Annotated in this window: 15 protein-coding genes, 1 tRNA gene and 2 pseudogenes; 4 read left to right on the top strand and 14 right to left on the bottom strand. The window is 72.3% G+C overall.

Annotated features, from left to right (window positions below):
* The first annotated feature begins 159 nt into the window (after positions 1 to 159).
* Positions 160 to 233: transfer RNA gene (locus tag ACFV8T_RS03560), tRNA-Lys, on the top strand.
* 412 nt (positions 234 to 645) lie between these two features.
* A pseudogene (locus ACFV8T_RS03555) lies at positions 646 to 1,034 on the top strand (galactose oxidase early set domain-containing protein); the annotation flags it as partial.
* A gap of 52 nt (positions 1,035 to 1,086) precedes the next feature.
* Here ACFV8T_RS03555 and ACFV8T_RS03550 read toward each other — a convergent pair.
* From ACFV8T_RS03550 to ACFV8T_RS03485, 14 genes and pseudogenes are all read right to left on the bottom strand, one after another.
* Positions 1,087 to 1,513: pseudogene (locus ACFV8T_RS03550) on the bottom strand (glycoside hydrolase family 6 protein); the annotation flags it as partial.
* A gap of 86 nt (positions 1,514 to 1,599) precedes the next feature.
* Positions 1,600 to 2,280: a class F sortase gene (locus ACFV8T_RS03545; protein WP_385324048.1), complete on the bottom strand. Its 681-nt coding sequence runs from the start codon at positions 2,278 to 2,280 to the stop codon at positions 1,600 to 1,602.
* Between the two features lies 1 nt (position 2,281).
* Positions 2,282 to 2,842 (bottom strand): hypothetical protein, encoded by a 561-nt coding sequence (locus ACFV8T_RS03540; protein WP_385324046.1) that lies wholly within the window; start codon positions 2,840 to 2,842, stop codon positions 2,282 to 2,284.
* 127 nt (positions 2,843 to 2,969) lie between these two features.
* A complete protein-coding gene (locus ACFV8T_RS03535) occupies positions 2,970 to 3,758 on the bottom strand; it encodes an HAD-IIA family hydrolase (RefSeq protein ID WP_266418810.1) in 789 nt (262 codons plus the stop codon).
* Between the two features lie 110 nt (positions 3,759 to 3,868).
* Entirely contained in the window at positions 3,869 to 4,027 is a 159-nt protein-coding gene (locus ACFV8T_RS03530; RefSeq protein WP_385324044.1) for a hypothetical protein, read from the bottom strand.
* 142 nt (positions 4,028 to 4,169) lie between these two features.
* Positions 4,170 to 5,231: a 2-aminoethylphosphonate ABC transporter substrate-binding protein gene (locus ACFV8T_RS03525; protein WP_385324041.1), complete on the bottom strand. Its 1,062-nt coding sequence runs from the start codon at positions 5,229 to 5,231 to the stop codon at positions 4,170 to 4,172.
* A gap of 64 nt (positions 5,232 to 5,295) precedes the next feature.
* Positions 5,296 to 6,093, bottom strand: a complete 798-nt coding sequence (locus ACFV8T_RS03520) for an ABC transporter permease (protein WP_385324039.1) — start codon at positions 6,091 to 6,093, stop codon at positions 5,296 to 5,298.
* The gene (locus ACFV8T_RS03515; RefSeq protein ID WP_385324036.1) at positions 6,080 to 7,039 is read right to left on the bottom strand and encodes a 2-aminoethylphosphonate ABC transporter permease subunit; all 960 of its coding nucleotides are present in this window, start codon (positions 7,037 to 7,039) and stop codon (positions 6,080 to 6,082) included. Before ACFV8T_RS03515 ends, ACFV8T_RS03520 begins: the two co-directional genes overlap by 14 nt.
* Positions 7,032 to 8,132: an ABC transporter ATP-binding protein gene (locus ACFV8T_RS03510; protein ID WP_385324033.1), complete on the bottom strand. Its 1,101-nt coding sequence runs from the start codon at positions 8,130 to 8,132 to the stop codon at positions 7,032 to 7,034. The genes ACFV8T_RS03515 and ACFV8T_RS03510 overlap by 8 nt, the downstream gene beginning before the upstream one ends.
* Complete coding sequence (locus tag ACFV8T_RS03505) at positions 8,129 to 8,836, bottom strand: phosphonatase-like hydrolase (RefSeq protein ID WP_385324031.1); 708 nt, start codon at positions 8,834 to 8,836, stop codon at positions 8,129 to 8,131. The genes ACFV8T_RS03510 and ACFV8T_RS03505 overlap by 4 nt, the downstream gene beginning before the upstream one ends.
* Entirely contained in the window at positions 8,833 to 9,957 is a 1,125-nt protein-coding gene (locus ACFV8T_RS03500) for a TIGR03364 family FAD-dependent oxidoreductase (protein WP_385324028.1), read from the bottom strand. Before ACFV8T_RS03500 ends, ACFV8T_RS03505 begins: the two co-directional genes overlap by 4 nt.
* 185 nt (positions 9,958 to 10,142) lie before the next feature.
* Positions 10,143 to 10,913 carry a GntR family transcriptional regulator gene (locus ACFV8T_RS03495; RefSeq protein WP_385324025.1) on the bottom strand — a complete coding sequence of 257 codons (771 nt, stop codon included), beginning with the start codon at positions 10,911 to 10,913 and terminating at the stop codon, positions 10,143 to 10,145.
* 72 nt (positions 10,914 to 10,985) lie between these two features.
* Positions 10,986 to 12,362, bottom strand: a complete 1,377-nt coding sequence (locus tag ACFV8T_RS03490) for a hypothetical protein (protein WP_385324023.1) — start codon at positions 12,360 to 12,362, stop codon at positions 10,986 to 10,988.
* A 213-nt stretch (positions 12,363 to 12,575) separates the two neighbouring features.
* A complete protein-coding gene (locus tag ACFV8T_RS03485; protein ID WP_385324020.1) occupies positions 12,576 to 13,691 on the bottom strand; it encodes an ROK family protein in 1,116 nt (371 codons plus the stop codon).
* A gap of 56 nt (positions 13,692 to 13,747) precedes the next feature.
* On the opposite strand from ACFV8T_RS03485, the gene ACFV8T_RS03480 reads away from it, so the two are divergent.
* Entirely contained in the window at positions 13,748 to 14,923 is a 1,176-nt protein-coding gene (locus tag ACFV8T_RS03480; RefSeq protein WP_385324752.1) for a Gfo/Idh/MocA family oxidoreductase, read from the top strand.
* Entirely contained in the window at positions 14,920 to 15,399 is a 480-nt protein-coding gene (locus ACFV8T_RS03475; protein ID WP_385324019.1) for a heme-degrading domain-containing protein, read from the top strand. Before ACFV8T_RS03480 ends, ACFV8T_RS03475 begins: the two co-directional genes overlap by 4 nt.
* The last annotated feature ends 302 nt before the right edge of the window (positions 15,400 to 15,701 follow it).

The raw sequence follows: 15,701 nt of genomic DNA, 5'->3' as shown, positions 1-15,701 counted from the left end.
ATCTTTGGGCGCATCTGCACGGGCGCCAGTGTCTCAACTCTCCCGACATATCGCATTTTGACGGACAGAAGTGAAAAAACGACCATCCGACAGGCCGCGATGGACGGTAAATGGTCAGGAGCACCCCCCACCTTCGGGTAGAGTTCTTCAGGTCAGCAGGCGCCGCTAGCTCAGTTGGTTAGAGCAGCTGACTCTTAATCAGCGGGTCCGGGGTTCGAGTCCCTGGCGGCGCACGCAGAGCCAAAGCCCCCTCACTACGCGTGAGGGGGCTTTGCTCGTTCACGAACTTCCCGCGCCGAAGCCTCGCGCCGGGCCTCCACCCCACGACGCCCCCCACGGCGCCACCTTGAACCACCACCCACGCAGGCGGCGCACAGTCATCGCACAACTGTCACACAGTCACCATGCGGTCACTCAGCGGCGCGAAGGGGGTCCCCAATACGCCCCGATACGCCCCCTTCGTAAGGGCGCCACACATCGCACGTACGACTGGTAACCCACTCTTTTCACCCTTGCGGTCGGGACCGGGGTCGGACAACCTGTCCCGTGGTCATCGGCTCCAACCGGCGTGATGGACCGTGCAGTTGGGGTCTACAGAGGGGGAAGTGCCGGTTGTCCGCAACGCGCGGACACGTACCAGCGGGTCGCATCAAGATCTGCACCCCGCCCTATCCGTACCGGAGTTCACGGCCGGTACCGGCGGCGGGGCCGAAGAGCATCCGGCGCGGCGGGACGGGCAGTTTCAGGACGGCGCGGGGGACGGCGATCACCTCGGCGAAGCCGATCCGGCCCAGTGCGGTCACCCATGTCACGGACACCGACCAGCGGTCGGTGGCACTGGGGCTGGAGCGGACGGCGGGCGGGCGGGCAGGCGGGCAGGCGGGCAGGCGGGCAGGCGGGCGGGCGGGCGGGCGGGCGGGATCACGGTCACGGTGCCGGGCAACCGGGCGCTGGTGCCCTCGGGTTGGTACATGCTGTTCGTGACGGACGACAGGGGGACGCCGTCCGAGGGGATGTGGGTGAAGGTTCCGTAGCGACGGACGGTGCGGGGCGCCCGATGACCGGAGTGCCCCGCATCCGCTCCGGCTACTTCGTCGCCCGTGCCGGCCCCAGCGCGTACTCGGGCCGCCAGGCGCCCGCCTTCGGGCCGCCCCGGCACTCGCCGTCGGACTCGCCGGGCCGCTTCACCCAGAGGCAGGCGTCGACCGGTCGGTCACCGGTGTCGGTCGTCGGCGGCTCGCCGAGCGCGCGGCCGGGCGGGTTGCACCAGTTCTCCCCGGGGGGCGCCGCCGCGGCAGGGGCCGTTGCCGTTGCGGCTGGTGTCGGCGACGAAGGGCTTGTCGCCGAACTTCGCGGAGAACCGCTCGCCGGACTCCGTACTGGCCCGTGCGGTCTCGAAGTCGGACACATTGACGGCGGATCCGTCGGCCGCCCCGATGCCCGCGCGGCGCAGCGGCCGGAAGAGCACGTCGGGGGTGCGCCGGCCGGCGTTGCCCGCGTCCACGTCGACGCGGGCGCCGGGTCCGTCGTGAGTGCCGTACATCCGCTCCCCTCGGTGCGGGCGTCGGCGCGCTGCCGCATCCGTTCCACCCTGACAGCTCAGGCGTGGTCACCCGCGGGCTTCTCGCCGGTCAGGTAGGCGGAGACGACCACATTCGCGTCGTACGAACGCGATGTTCGGTCGTAGGTGCCGCCGCAGGTGATCAGGCGGAGCTCCGCCCGCCCGTCCTTGCGCGGGCCGTACGCCTTGTCGGCGTCGAAGCGCGCCCGGGTGAAGACCTGGACGTCGTCGATGGTGAATTCGGCGACGGTGCCGTCCGCGCGGGTGATCTCGACCTTGGCGCCGGGGCGGGCCGCGCTCAGCCCGTAGAAGACGGCCTGTCTGGTCTCGGTGTCGACATGGCCGACGAAGAGGGCCGGCCCCTTCGCGCCGGGCTTGGCGCCGTCGCCGTACCAGCCGACGGTCTGCGGCGTGTCGAACGAGGGCGGTTCGATCGCCCCGTCCTTGTCCAGGCCGCGGACGATCACGGGCGCCTCGACGCCGATCGACGGGATCTCGACCCGCTCCGGCACGGCACCCGCGATCGGGTCGTGCGGCGGGGGCAGCGGTACGCCGAGGGGGCGCCCCACCGCGGCGACATCGCCGGTGGTCGGGGCGGAACTGGCGCCGGAGCCGTCGGTGATGCCGCGGCCCCAGAGCCACAGGCCAAGCAGCAGGACGGCCCAGACCACTCCGGCGAGCAGTCTGCCGTGATCCGCGGGGCGGTCCGGGGCGGACATGTCAGTCCGTGGCCGAACGGCGGCGGCGCGCGCTGCGGAACGCGACGGCGACGGCCGCGACGGCTGCCAGGGCCAGTCCGATCACCGCGTGCACGATGCCGGGGCCCTCCTGCCGGGCGTCCCGGCCGGCGAACAGGGCGGTGCCGCCGCCGCCCGCGGCGACCGGGGCGAGCGGGGTGGCCCGGCCGCGGTCCACGACGGTGACCGTGCCGGTGGCCCCGGCGTCCTTGTCGTCCTTGCAGTCGACCTGGATGTCGTGGTCGCCCGGGGAGGCGTCCGAGCTGATCCGGGCCTCGGCGAAGAGGCCCCCGTCCGCGGCGGGCGAGAAGCGCGCCTCGGAGACGAAGACATCGGATCGGCCCGTGGCCTCGCGGCCCTTGCAGCCCTCCAGCCGCAGATCCACCTCGCCGCCCGGCACGGTGGAGGACGGGGTGGCCGTCAGTGAGGCGCGGTCTTTCTTCTGGGCGGACCCGGATCCGGAGTCGGCCAGTGCGGCGGAAGCCGGCACCAGGGTCGCCGCGACGACCGCGGCGGCACAGAACGTGAGGTGTGTGGAACGCATCGTGAACCTCCTCAGTGCAGGTTCACGCCTCCGGAGGGTTTTCGCATCCGCAGGAGCGCGGGGGACGGCCCCGCGGGCACCCGCCCGGAGCCCTCCCCTGCCCTCCGGTGGCCGTGTTCCGCCGGGCTCAGCCCGCGTCGACGAGATCGACCAGATCGGCGATCGAGTCGACGACCGTGGACGGCCGGAAGGGGTACTTGTCGATGTCGGCCACCGTGGTGAGACCGGTGAGGACCAGGAAGGTCTGCATCCCCGCCTCCAGTCCGGCCAGCACATCGGTGTCCATCCGGTCGCCGATCATGGCGCTGGACTCGGAGTGGGCGCCGATCGCGTTGAGCCCGGTGCGCATCATCAGCGGGTTGGGCTTGCCCGCGAAGTACGGGGCCTTGCCGGTGGCCTTGGTGATGAGGGCGGCGACGGACCCGGTGGCGGGCAGCGGGCCCTCGGCGGACGGGCCGGTCTCGTCGGGGTTGGTGCAGATGAAGCGGGCGCCGCCGTTGATCAGCCGGATCGCCTTGGTGAGCGCCTCGAAGCTGTACGTGCGGGTCTCGCCGAGGACCACGTAGTCGGGTTCGTGGTCGGTGAGGACGTAGCCGATGTCGTGCAGGGCGGTGGTGAGGCCGGCCTCGCCGATGACGTACGCCGTGCCGCCGGGCCGCTGGTCGTCCAGGAACTGGGCGGTGGCCAGGGCGGAGGTCCAGATGTTCTCCACGGGCACGTCCAGGCCCATGCGGTTCAGCCGGGCGTGCAGGTCGCGGGCGGTGTAGATGGAGTTGTTGGTGAGGACCAGGAAGGGCAGCCCCGATTCCCGCAACCGCTTGATGAAGGCGTCCGCCCCGGGGATCGGCGTTCCCTCGTGGATCAGGACTCCGTCCATGTCGGTGAGCCAGGATGAGATCGGCTTGCGCTCTGCCATGTGTGGGACTCCTGCCGTACGCCGTGTGCGGGGACGCCGGCGGCACCGCGTTGTGCAGCGCCGACGCCCCCGATTTTAGAGCGTCCGTTCGACGGGCAGGAACGGCCGGATCACGCGGGCGTGAGTGTCACTCCGTGGATCGCCCAGAACCAGTTGTTGCCGTCGGTGTACCGGAAGCGGACCTGTGCGGTGGTGGTGGCGAGCGGTCCGGCGGCGGCGAGGGCGGCGGCGCTCATGAGGAGAGCGCGGCGGGACATGCCTGTGGTCACGGGGTCCTCCGTCGAAGCGGTGGGGGGCGCGCGTTCAACTCCCCGCATTCCGACAGGGAGTTGAACGCTGGACTAGACCCGTTATCATTTCGCGATGATCCGCCGGAGGTCCATACCCCTGCCGTGAATCCTCCGGCAACGGTCAGCTGCCGGTGGCCGACTTCCAGGCTTCGACGTAGGTGTCCAGGCTGGTGCCGATGTCCGACCAGTCGGGCTCGAAGACCTCCACCCCGTCCATCAGCTCGGCGAGCTCGATGGCGTTGGCGTCGGTGCCCTTGACGTCCTTGCGGGCGGAGAAGCCGCCGCCGACCGCGCTGACGTCCTTCTGGGCCTGCTCGGAGAGCATGAAGTCGAGCAGCTTCTTGCCGTTGTCGCTGTGCGGGGCCTTGTTCACCAGGCCGGCCGCGTACGGCAGGGCGAAGGTGGTGGACTTGCCGCCCTGCTTCGCGGGGAACCAGATGCCGAGGTTCGGCATGTCCTTGGACTGCGCGAAGTTCATCTGGACGTCGCCGTTGGCGGCGAGCAGCTCGCCCTTGTCGACCTTGGGGGCCAGCTTGCCGGTGGAGGCGGACGGGCCGACGTTGTTGGCCTGGAGCTTCTTCAGGTACGCCATCGCCGGCTCCTTGCCGCCGAAGTCGTGCATGGCCTTGATGAGCACGGCCGTGCCGTCACCGGCGACTCCGGGGGTGGAGTACTGGATCTTGTTCTTGAACTTTCCGTCCAGCAGCTCCTCCCAGGTGGTCGGCGCCGACTTCAGTTCCTTCTTGTTGTAGATGAAGCCGAAGTAGTTGTTGACGACCGAGGTCCACTTGGAGTCGGACGCCTTGTCGGCGCCGTCGACCTGGTCGGAGCCGGCCGGTGCGTACGCGGTGAGGAGGCCCTTGCTGTCGGCCTGCTGGATGAACGGCGGCAGGGTGACCAGGACGTCCGCCTGGGTGTTGGACTTCTCGCGGACGGCGCGCTGCACCATCTCGCCGGAGCCGCCCTCCACGTACTTGACCTTGATGCCGGTCTTCTTCTCGAAGTCCTTGAACACCTTGTCGTACCAGCCGTCGCCGTTCTCGCCCTTGAGGCCGTCGGCGCTGTAGACGGTGACGACCTTCTCGTCGGAGGCGGCCGAGGAGCCGCCGCAGGCGGAGAGGGTGGCGGCGAGGGCGAGGCAGCCGGTGACGGCGGCGATGGGCTTGAGGTGGTTCTTGCGCATGGCAGTCGTATCTCCTGGATGTCGGCCGGAAGCCGGCCGGAGTCAGTACGGGGGTGTCGGCGGATCAGCGGTACGAGGCCCTGGTGCGGATCCGGGAGACGCCGAGCAGTACGAGCAGCGTCGTTCCCATCAGGACCACGGCGACGGCCGCTCCGGTGAAGAGCGAGCCACGGTCGGTGGCCGCGAAGATCTGCACCGGGAGCGGTGTCCAGTCCGACGGGTAGAGCATCATCGTGGCGCTCAACTCGCCCATGGACAGCGCGAAACAGAGCCCTGCGGCCGCCGTGAGGGACGGCAGCAGGAGCGGCAGCTTGATGCGCCACAGGACGTAAGCGGGGCGGGCGCCCAGACTGGCCGCCGCCTGCTCGTACATCGGGTCGAGACGCACTATTGCTGCCGAAACCGACGAATAGGCGAACGCCGTGACAAGAATGGTGTGCGCCAGGATCACGATCCAGCGCGTCCCGTTCAGCAGCATCGGCGGTTTGCTGAACGCGACGAGCACGGCGAGGCCGACGACCACGGACGGCACGGCGACCGGCAGCATGAACAGCGCGTCGAGGAACCTCCTGCCGCGCCTGCGCATCGAGGCGGCGGCGAGCGCGGCCCAGGAGCCGATGGTCAGGGCGAGCAGGCTGGCGCTGACGGCCGTGATCAGGCTGGTGGTCAGCGCCTGGAGAAAGTCGCCGCCGGTCGCCGCCACGTAGTGCTCGGTGGTCGGTCCGGAGGGGAAGGCGCCGGACCAGTTGGTGGTGAACGACGCGGCGAGGACGACCAGCAGCGGCACCGCGAACAGCGGGACGAAGAGCACGAAGAACACGGCCCAGGTGGCCCATTTCCCCGTACGGCTATGCACCAACACGGCGGCTCACCATCCGATACAGGCTGTAGAGACCGACGGAGATCGCGATGTTGACGACGGCGACGACACAGGCCGCCGGGTAGTCGGACTCCAGGATCGCCTTGCTGTAGACGAGCATCGGCAGGGTCGTGACGCCCTTCGCGCCGGTGAAGAGCACGATGCCGAACTCGTTGAGACACATCACCAGGACGAGGCTGCCGCCCGCGGCGAGCGCGGGAAGCGCCTCGGGGAGGATCACCTGCCGCACGATCCGGGCCGGCTTCGCGCCCAGCGAGGACGCCACCTCCAGCTGCGCGCTGTCGAGCTGCGAGAACGCGGCGAGCAGCGGGCGCATCACGAACGGGGTGAAGTAGGTGATCTCGGCGAGCAGCACGCCCCACGGGGTGGTGAGAAAGTCGAACGGGCCGTTGGCCGCCCCGGTGAGGTCCGTCCAGACGCCGTTGGCCATGCCGACGTTGCCGTAGATGAACAGCAGCGCGAGCGTGATCAGGAACGACGGGAAGGAGAGGAAGACATCGATGAACTTGGCGACCGCCCGGCCGCCCGGGAACGGCACAAACGCGATGATCACGGCCAGGACGAAGCCCAGCACCAGACATCCGACCGTGGAGCCGACCGCCAGCCAGATGGTGGTGGTCAGGGCCGAGCGGAACGACTCGGAGGCGAACACGTCGTCGTACGGGGCGATCGAGGTGCCGCCCTCGTCCGGGCTGAAGGACTGCTGGACGACGAGGGCCAGCGGGTAGAGAAAGACGAGCGCGAGGACGGCGACGGGCGGCAGCGCCCAGACGAAGCGGGGGACGCGGCGCGCTTCGCGGGCCGGGGCCCGCGGACCGGCCTTCGGAGGCACCGCCCCGGACCGGTCCGGTTCCTGGCCCCCGATGCGTTGGCGCGGGGCCTTCACGGTGTCGATGCCCGGCGTGACGGGGTGCGCGGCGCTAGCCATCGGCCCCTCCCCCGGCTCCCGGTGCCGCGCCCGCGGGCAGCAGCACCGCGTCCTCGGCCGCGAAGTGCAGCGTGACCCGGTCGCCGAGCGCCGGCGTCTCGCGCAGCTCCCGCAGGTCCGCCTTGACCCGGTGGCCGTCGATATCGACGTACAGCCGGTGGGTGGAGCCGCGCCACTGGACCTCGGCGATGGTGCCGCTCAGCGCGTTGGGCCCGTCGCCGAGCCCGACCAGGTGGGGCCGGACGCACAGGGTGGCGGTGACCCCTCGGGACACCTCGCCGGTCGGTACGCCGAGCGCGCGCCCGGCGAAGTCGACGGTGTCGGCGCCGTCGGCGACGGTGACCGGCAGCAGGTTCGCGTTGCCGACGAACGAGGCGGTGAACTCGGTACGCGGGCGGCGGTACAGGTCCTGCGGGGTGCCGCAGTCCTGGAGCCTCGCCTTGTCCATGACCGCGATCCGGTCGGCGAGGGTGAGCGCCTCGACCTGGTCATGGGTGACGTACAGGATGGAGACGTCCGGCAACTCGCGGTGCAGCCGCGCCAGTTCGGCGAGCATTCCGGACCGCAGCTGGGCATCGAGGGCGGAGAGCGGTTCGTCGAGCAGCAGGACGCCGGGCCGGATGGCGAGCGCGCGGGCGATGGCGACGCGCTGCTGCTGGCCGCCGGAGAGTTCGCGCGGGTAGCGCTTGGCGTAGGCGGCCATGCCGACGAGTTCGAGGGCCTCGGCGACCCGTTCGGGGATCTCGGCCTTCGCGACCTTGCGGGCCTTGAGCCCGAAGGCGACGTTGTCCTGGACCCGCATGTGCGGGAAGAGGGCGTACTGCTGGACGACCATGCCGATGCCGCGCTTGTGCGGCGGCAGCCCGGTGACATCGCGGTCGCCGAGGTACACCCGGCCCGAGGCGGGCCGGACGAAACCGGCGACGGCGCGCAGGGCGGTGGTCTTGCCGGACCCGGAGGGGCCGAGCAGGGCCATGACCTCGCCGGGTTCGACGGTCAGATCGAACCGGTCGAGGACGGTGTTGCCGCCGTATTCGACGCTGACCTGGTCGAACCTGATTCCGCTGCGGACGGACCGCTCTCCGCCCGTCATGCCTCGGCCCGCGCGATCAGGTCCGGGAGCTCGGCGACCGAGCCGAGCACATGCGTGGCGCCGTTGCGGGCCAGCTGGTCCTTGCCGTGGGCGCCGGTGAGCACCCCCGCGACGATCCCGGCCCCGGAGCGCACGCCGCTGAGCATGTCGTACGAGGTGTCGCCCGCGACCACGATCTGCTGGACGCCGTCGACGGCGCCGGTGCGCAGGAACGCGGCGAGGACCATGTCCGGACAGGGGCGGCCACGGCCGCCCGCGTCGGCCGGGCAGAGGGTCAGGGCGACCAGGTCCTGCCAGCCGAGCGCGGCCAGGATGGCGTCCTGGGTGGTGCGGGCGAAGCCGGTGGACAGGACCACGGTCCGGCCCTCGCCCTTGAGCCGCTCGATGGCTTCGCGGGCGCCGGGGACCGGCGCGATGCGGCCGCCGTCGACCAGTTCCCCGTACGCCTCCTCGAAGGCGGTGTTGGCCTGCTGGGCCCGGTCCTCGTCGCCGAAGAGGTGCCGGAAGACGGAGATCTTGGACTCGCCCATGGTGGCCCGCACGTAGTCGAGCTTCTCGGCGTGGTCGGCGGAGCCGGGCTCGACGCCGAGGCGTTCGGCGGCGGCGGAGAAGGCCTGCTCGACGAGGCCGCCGTCGGCGACGGTGGTGCCGGCCATGTCGAGGACGATCAGGTTGTGGGGGTTCTGCGTGGTCAACTTCTTCACCAGCCCAGTTCGTCGGCGGTCGTTTCGGCAATGGCGGGCGAGCAGGTCATGCCCCGGCCGCCCGGTCCGGTGACCAGCCAGACGCCGTCCCGTACCTGCTGGCGGTGGACGACCCGGCTGCTGTCGGTGCACTGGGCGTAGACCCCGGCCCACCGGTGGCGGATCCTCGGCAGCGGGCGGCCGAGGAAGGACTCGACGACCCCGGTGAGGTGCTCGTACGGCTCCTCGACGGTGTCGAAGGAGAAGGGGTGCTCGTACTCGTGGGTGTCGCCGATGGTCAGTCCGCCGTCACGGCGCTGCACCATCAGCAGCTGCATCCTGTGCGCCGCGGCGGTGGGCGCCTGGGCCTGCTCGGCGTTGAGGGTGTCCAGCGCCTCGCTCCGGTACGCCGGGTAGTAGCGGAAGCTGTCCGCGTCGGCGACGGAGGTGGTGAGCGGCTCGCCGAGCGGGTCGGTCTGCATCATCTGGAGGCGGACGCGGCGCACCGGCAGATCGGGGCCGGCCAGTTCGCGGACGAGGCCGCCGAGCCAGGCGCCGGTGGCCAGGATCACGGCGTCGCCGGTGTGCACGTCGCCGTGGTCGTCGCGGACGGAGGCGGTGCCCACCACTTCGCGGACCTCGCGCCCACCGAGGAAGGCGTACTGGCCGGACTTCAACAGCTCCTGCTTCAGGGCAAGTTGCGCGGTGCGCGGCTCGACCGCGGCGTCCCGCTCGCACCACAGGGCGGCGGCGAAGTCCCCGCGCAGCGCGGGGTTGACCGCGCGGGCCTCGTCGGCCGTGAGCAGCTTGTAGCCGCGGGCCGCCGCGTCGGGCCGGGCGACGGCCGCTTCGGCGACGGCGATCTCCCGCCCGGTACGGAGCGGGGTGAGCGAGCCGCAGGCCCGGAAGCCGAGGCCGGGGACCTGCGCCCCGATGCCCTCCCACAGCTCACGGGCGCGCAGCGCGGTCTCCAGCTCCTCGCCGCCGGCCCGGCCGCTGACCCATATCTGTCCGAAATTGCGGAGCGATGCCCCGCGCGCCTCGCTCTCGCGCTCGATCTGTACGACCTCGTGGCCGCGGTTCACTGCATGCCAGGCGTGCATGGTTCCCACCACGCCGGCTCCTACGACGATGACTCTCACGACGGCTACGCTCCTCGGAGCGGGTGGCCCGTACGGATCCGTACGGCAACGGGAGGGTGAACCGGGCCCCAAGCTTGGCCCAGACCCGTTACGTTCTCGTTATCGTGGTGAGTCGATCTCCGGAGGCGTCACCGGGGCGGTCGTTCAGTGTCTCCGGGTCTCCGCAAGCGGCCCCGGGCGGTCGTTCAGCGGCCGTCCTGCGGGCCCAGGTGCGCGGTGAAGGAGAACCGGTCGCCGCGGTAGAGGGTCCGTACGCGCTCCAGCGGCTTCCCGGCCGTATCGCGCGAGATGCGGTGGATCAGCAGCATGGGCAGCGCGGGCGGCGTACCGATGAGCAGCGCCTCGCGCGGCGTCGCGAGCACCGTCTCGATCCGCTCGTCGGCATCGCCGAAGGGGATCCCCAGCCGGTCGCGGAGGTAGGCGTAGAAGGACGAGTCGGGGTCGAACTCCGTGTCCAGATCCGGCACCCGGGCGACGGAGACGTAGGTGCTCTCCAGGCCGACCCGGTCGTCGTCGGCGAGCAGCACCCGTTCCAGGTGCCAGACCGGCTCGCCGCGCTCCACCCCGATGTCGGCGGCGAGCGCGTCGGGGCAGGGGAAGCGCTCCAGGCCGATGAGGTGACGGCCCGGCGTACGGCCCTGGCGGCGTACGCCTTCCGTGTAACTCGCCAGCGAGAGCGGCTGTTCCAGCTTGGGGCCCGCCACGACGGTGCCGCGCCCCTGGCGGGCGAGCCGTCCCTCCAGCAGGAGTTCACGCAGCGCCTGGCGCACCGTCTCGCGCGAGACCTCGTAGCGTTCGGCGAGATCGCGTTCGGTGGGCAGCATGCCGCCCTCGCCCAACTCCTCTATGAGGACGGAGACATGAGCCTTGACGGCGTAGTACTTGGGAATACGGCCGTGCTCCGGGATGCCGGAACGGATGGGTGCGCCAGGTGCCTGGTCGTGCGGGTAGTCCACGGTCCGATGGTGGCAGACGGACATGAACATCTGTGAACGTCCGGGCGCGGAACAGGCGCTTCGGGGTCCGGTTCAGGGGTGCGCGCGGCGCAGCCGCCGGGCCCGGACCACCATCGCCCCGCCGCCGATCAGGAGCCCGGTGACGGTGAGGCCGGGCGCCGCGATGATGCCCGCGCCGGTCGCGGCCAGCTCCGGGCGACCGCTCTCCGCCGGGGTCCGGCCGGGCTCGGCCGGCCGCCGGGTGCCGTCGGTGGTGTCGGTGGTGCCGGTGGTGTCGGTGGTGTCGGTGGTGTCGGTGCTGGGCCGGGTTCCGTCCGGCAGGTCCTCGCGCGGGGTGTTCCCGGTGCCGCCGACCTCCCCGGCCCCGGCTGTCTCACCGGTCTCGGTGGTCTCGCCGGTCTCGGAGGCCTCACCGGTCTCGGCGGTCTCGCCTCCGTCGCTGTCGTCGACGACGGTGAAGGGGTAGTCCTCGGACTCGCCGACCCAGGCCCCGTCGTCCTTGCCCGCCTTGCCGGCCGTGCCGCCCACCACGCGCTGCCGCTGGACGACGGCGGCGTTGGCGGTGATCCGGCCCGGACTGGTGTCGGAGGTGAACGCCATCCTGACCTGGATGGTGATGGTGCGGCCCGCCGGGACGGTGAAACCGTCGAAGGAGTCGCCGCCCACGCCGCCGAAGACGCCGATGTGCTCGTCCCGGTCGGTGGTCTCCCAGATGACACGGTGCTCCGTGCCGGGGCGGGCCTGCTCGGAGAACTTCAGCTGGATCTGGTCGGAGGTCAGCTTCCGGTCCTCGTCGGTGAGGACGAGCACCGGATGGATGGCCCGGCACGACTCGGTGGTGGTGTTGGTCAGGTCCAGGAACCAGGTTCCGTAGCCGCCGCCGGACGCGTACGTGTCCGGGCCGCCGTGGATGCGGGTGCTGATGGGGAAGTCCTTCGCCGCCGGATCACCGCAGGCGGGCTGCTGATCGGCGGTGGTGGAGTCGGGCGACGAGACCGGGGTGGCCGAGGACGCGGCGGAGGCGGGCGCGACGGCCGTGCCGCCGAGGACGACGCTCGCCGCGACCAGCCCGAGCGCGAATCCGTGCCGGGTCCGCCCGGGGGGCGGCGGGGGCGAGGGAGAAGGAGAGAGCGAGGGCGAGGGCGGACGCGCCGGGGCGGCGAACACGGGGATGGACGCGGCCGTGGTCACGGGGACGGACGTGGGGCTGGCGGTGGGGAAGGACGCCAGGGCCGACGCGGTCCTGGGCATTGCGGTGGGCACGGGGGCGGCGGCGCGGACGGGCGATGCGGTGGGGCCGGGGTCGGCGACGCGGCCGGACATCGAACCGAGTACTCGGCCCGGCGCGGAGCCGTCCGCGGAACCGGTCGCGGAGTCGGCCGGTACGGCTGGCCCGGAGGGCGTGCCGGACGGGGTGGGGGTCGGGGCGGGGGTGCGGGCGGGGGCCATCGGGGGGATCATCCTTCGCTGCTCGCGAAACGGTCGGCTCACCCCGAGCGCCGGAGTTCACCGGTTCTGGGCCGCGACGCTGCCACGCACGCGCGAGGCGGCCGGCGCCGACATGCCGACGGGCCGCCCGGCCGACCGCCGGAATCCGCCCGATCGGCCCAGCCACCCGCGCCCGCGCCTCCGCCCGGCCCGCCGGCCGGCCCCGCGCGCCGCTCACGCCCCGTCCGCGCCGCCGGCCCGCCCGAACAGGGGGGCCAGGATCAGCTGGGCGGCTCCCTCCGCGACCGGCCGGTCCCCTCCCCCGGCGGCGACGACCGGCACCGGCGCGTCGATACCGCCCAGCCCGGCGCGCGCGTCGATCACAGCGCGGACGCCCCGTACGTAGGCGTCGGGATCGGCCGCCACCGTACGGCCGCCGAGCACCACCCGGTCGATGTCGAGCAGCCCCACGAGGTTGGCGGCGCCGGCCCCCAGCACCCGGGCGGCCTCCGCCACATCGCCCCGGGCGACCGCGGCCAGGCAGAGCGCCTCGACGCAGCCGCGCCCGCCGCAGCCGCAGACCGGCCCGTCCAGCTGGACGGTCTGGTGCCCGAACTCACCGGCCGCGGTACGGGCCCCGCGATGCAGCGCCCCGCCGAGGACCAGCCCGGCGCCGAGCCCGGTCCCGAGGTGCAGATACGCGAAGTCGCCGCCGCCCGCCGCCCGCAGGGCGAGCCCGAGGGCGGCGGCGTTGGTGTCCTTGTCGACCACGACCGGCAGCCCGGTCCGTACGGCGAGCGCGTCCCGCAACGGATAGCCGTCCCACTGCGGAAACCCGGTGACGCGGTGCAGCACCCCGCCCCGGTGGTCGAGCGGGCCCGGCACCGCGACGCCGACCCCGAGCACCTGCCGGTCCCCCGGTCCCGCGCCCCCGCCCCGTACCGCCGTCACCGCGCCCGACGCCGCCGCGAGCACCTGGTCCGCAGGGGCGCCGAGGTCCAGCGGGGCGGTGCGGCTCGCGGCGACCGTGCCGGACAGGTCGACGAGTACCGCCGTCAGTTCGTCGCGGTCCAGGTGCAGGCCGATCGCGTACCCGGCGTCCGGCACCAGCCGCAGCACGGTGCGCGGCTTGCCTCCGGTGGACGCCCGGTGTCCCGCCTCGGCGGCCAGGCCCTCGGCCCGCAGCCGGGCGGTGATCTTGCTGACGGCCTGGGGCGTGAGCCCCGTGCGCTCGGCGAGTTCGAGCCTGCTGATGCCGCGCGCGCCCGCCACCCGCAGCAGATCCAGCACCAGCGCGGCGTTGTGGCTGCGCAGCGTCGGCAGATTCGCGCCGCTATTGCTCCTGTTCACCACCCCATTGTCCCGGTCGCTTGCACTATGGCAACAGCGTTGCTTAAGTGGCAGGCATGACAGGCAACGCGACTCACGAGACGCCCGGACCGTCCGACACCCCCCTGCGCGTCGGACTCGTCGGCTACGGCCTGGCGGGTTCCGTCTTCCACGCCCCGCTGATCGCCGCGGCCGAGGGCCTCGTCCTCGACACGGTCGTCACCTCGGACGAGGAGCGGCGGGCGCAGGCGCGCGCCGAGTTCCCCGGCGTACGGTTCGCCGCGTCGCCGCAGGAGCTGTGGGAGCGTGCGGACGCACTCGATCTGATCGTGATCGCCTCGCCGAACAAGACCCATGTCCCGATCGCGACCGCCGCGCTGGAGGCCGGTCTGCCGGTCGTCGTGGACAAGCCGATCGCCGGTACGGCGGCCGAGGCGCGTGGGCTCGCGGCCCTGGCCGAGGAGCGCGGGCTGCTGCTCTCGGTCTTCCAGAACCGCCGCTGGGACAACGACTTCCGCACCCTCGCCCGCCTGGTCGCGGACGGCGAACTGGGCGAGGTACAGCGCTTCGAGTCCCGCTTCGAGCGGTGGCGCCCGCAGCCGAAGGGCGGCTGGCGCGAGTCGGGCGACCCGCAGGAGATCGGCGGGCTGCTGTACGACCTGGGCAGCCATGTCGTCGACCAGGCGCTCACCCTGTTCGGGCCGGCGGCGCTGGTGTACGCGGAGTCCGACGTACGCCGCCCCGGTGCCGCCGCCGACGACGACACGTTCCTCGCGATCACCCATGTGAACGGGGTCCGCTCGCATCTGTACGTCAGCGCCACGACGGCCCAGCTCGGCCCGCGCTTCCGGGTGCTCGGCCGGACCGCCGGCTATGTGAAGTACGGGCTCGATCCGCAGGAGGCCGAGCTGCGCGCGGGCGTGCGCCCGACGGCGGACCGGCCGTGGGGCGAGGAGCCCGAGGAGCTGTGGGGCCGGATCGGTTCGGGCGAGTCCCCGCTGACCGGCGGCGGCACCCCGGTCCGCACGCTGCCGGGCGACTATCCCGCGTACTACGCGGCGGTCGCCGACGCGCTGCGCGGAAAGGGCGAGAATCCGGTGAACGCCCTGCAGGCCGCGGCGGCGCTTGATGTTCTGGAAGCGGCCCGACGCTCGGCCCGCGAGGGCGTCACCGTGAAGCTCTCCGCCTCCGCCGGTACGGCTTCCACCAGTGCAGCTTCCGCCAGCGCCGATACAGAGGAGCAGCCCGTATGAGCCCCGACGCTCCGACCATCTCCGAGCTCATCGCCCAGGAGCGCCGACTGACGCTGCCGCATTTCGGCTACGACGACGCGTACGCGCTCGGCGGCCTGCTCGTCTCGATGGCCCGGAAACGGCACGCCCCGGTCGCGATCGACATCCGCCGCGGCGCACAGCAGATGTTCCATGCCGCGCTGCCGGGGTCGAGCGCGGACAACGACGCCTGGATCGACCGCAAGCGCAAGGTCGTGGAACGGTACGGCGAGAGTTCGTACCTGGTCGGAACGCGGTTCCGGGCGAAGGGGACGACCTTCGACGACTCCTCGCGGCTGAACCCGAGCGTCTATGCCGCGCACGGCGGCTCGTTCCCCATCGCGGTCGAGGGCGCGGGCGTGATCGGCTCGGTCACGGTCTCGGGCCTGCCCCAGGCGGAGGACCACGCCATGGTGGTCGAGGCGCTGGAGCAGTTCGCGACGACGCTCGGCGCCTAAGGGCTGTCCCGTAATCCCTGGCGGGCGTGCGACGACAGCTACGGCACCTCGCCGCGTTGTCGGAACGCCCGAATACATCCAGAATTCGGGCGTCCCTCCGCCTTGCGATGCACCGCATCCGACGCCGCACGCCGATCCACCAGGGCTTACGGGACAGCCCTTAGGAAAGACGCCTCGGGAGAGACGTGTCGAGGGGGGGGGGGGGGGGCGGGACCCCCCCCCCCCCCCCCCCCCCCCCCCCCCCCCCCCCCCCCTCCCCCCCCTTCCCCCCCCCCCCCCCCCCCCCCACCACCCCCCCCCCC

This window comes from Streptomyces sp. NPDC059832, assembly GCF_042731715.1.
Lineage (GTDB): Bacteria > Actinomycetota > Actinomycetes > Streptomycetales > Streptomycetaceae > Streptomyces.
Note: the sequence above shows the minus strand (reverse complement) of the source record. Positions and strands in the feature narration are given on the sequence as shown.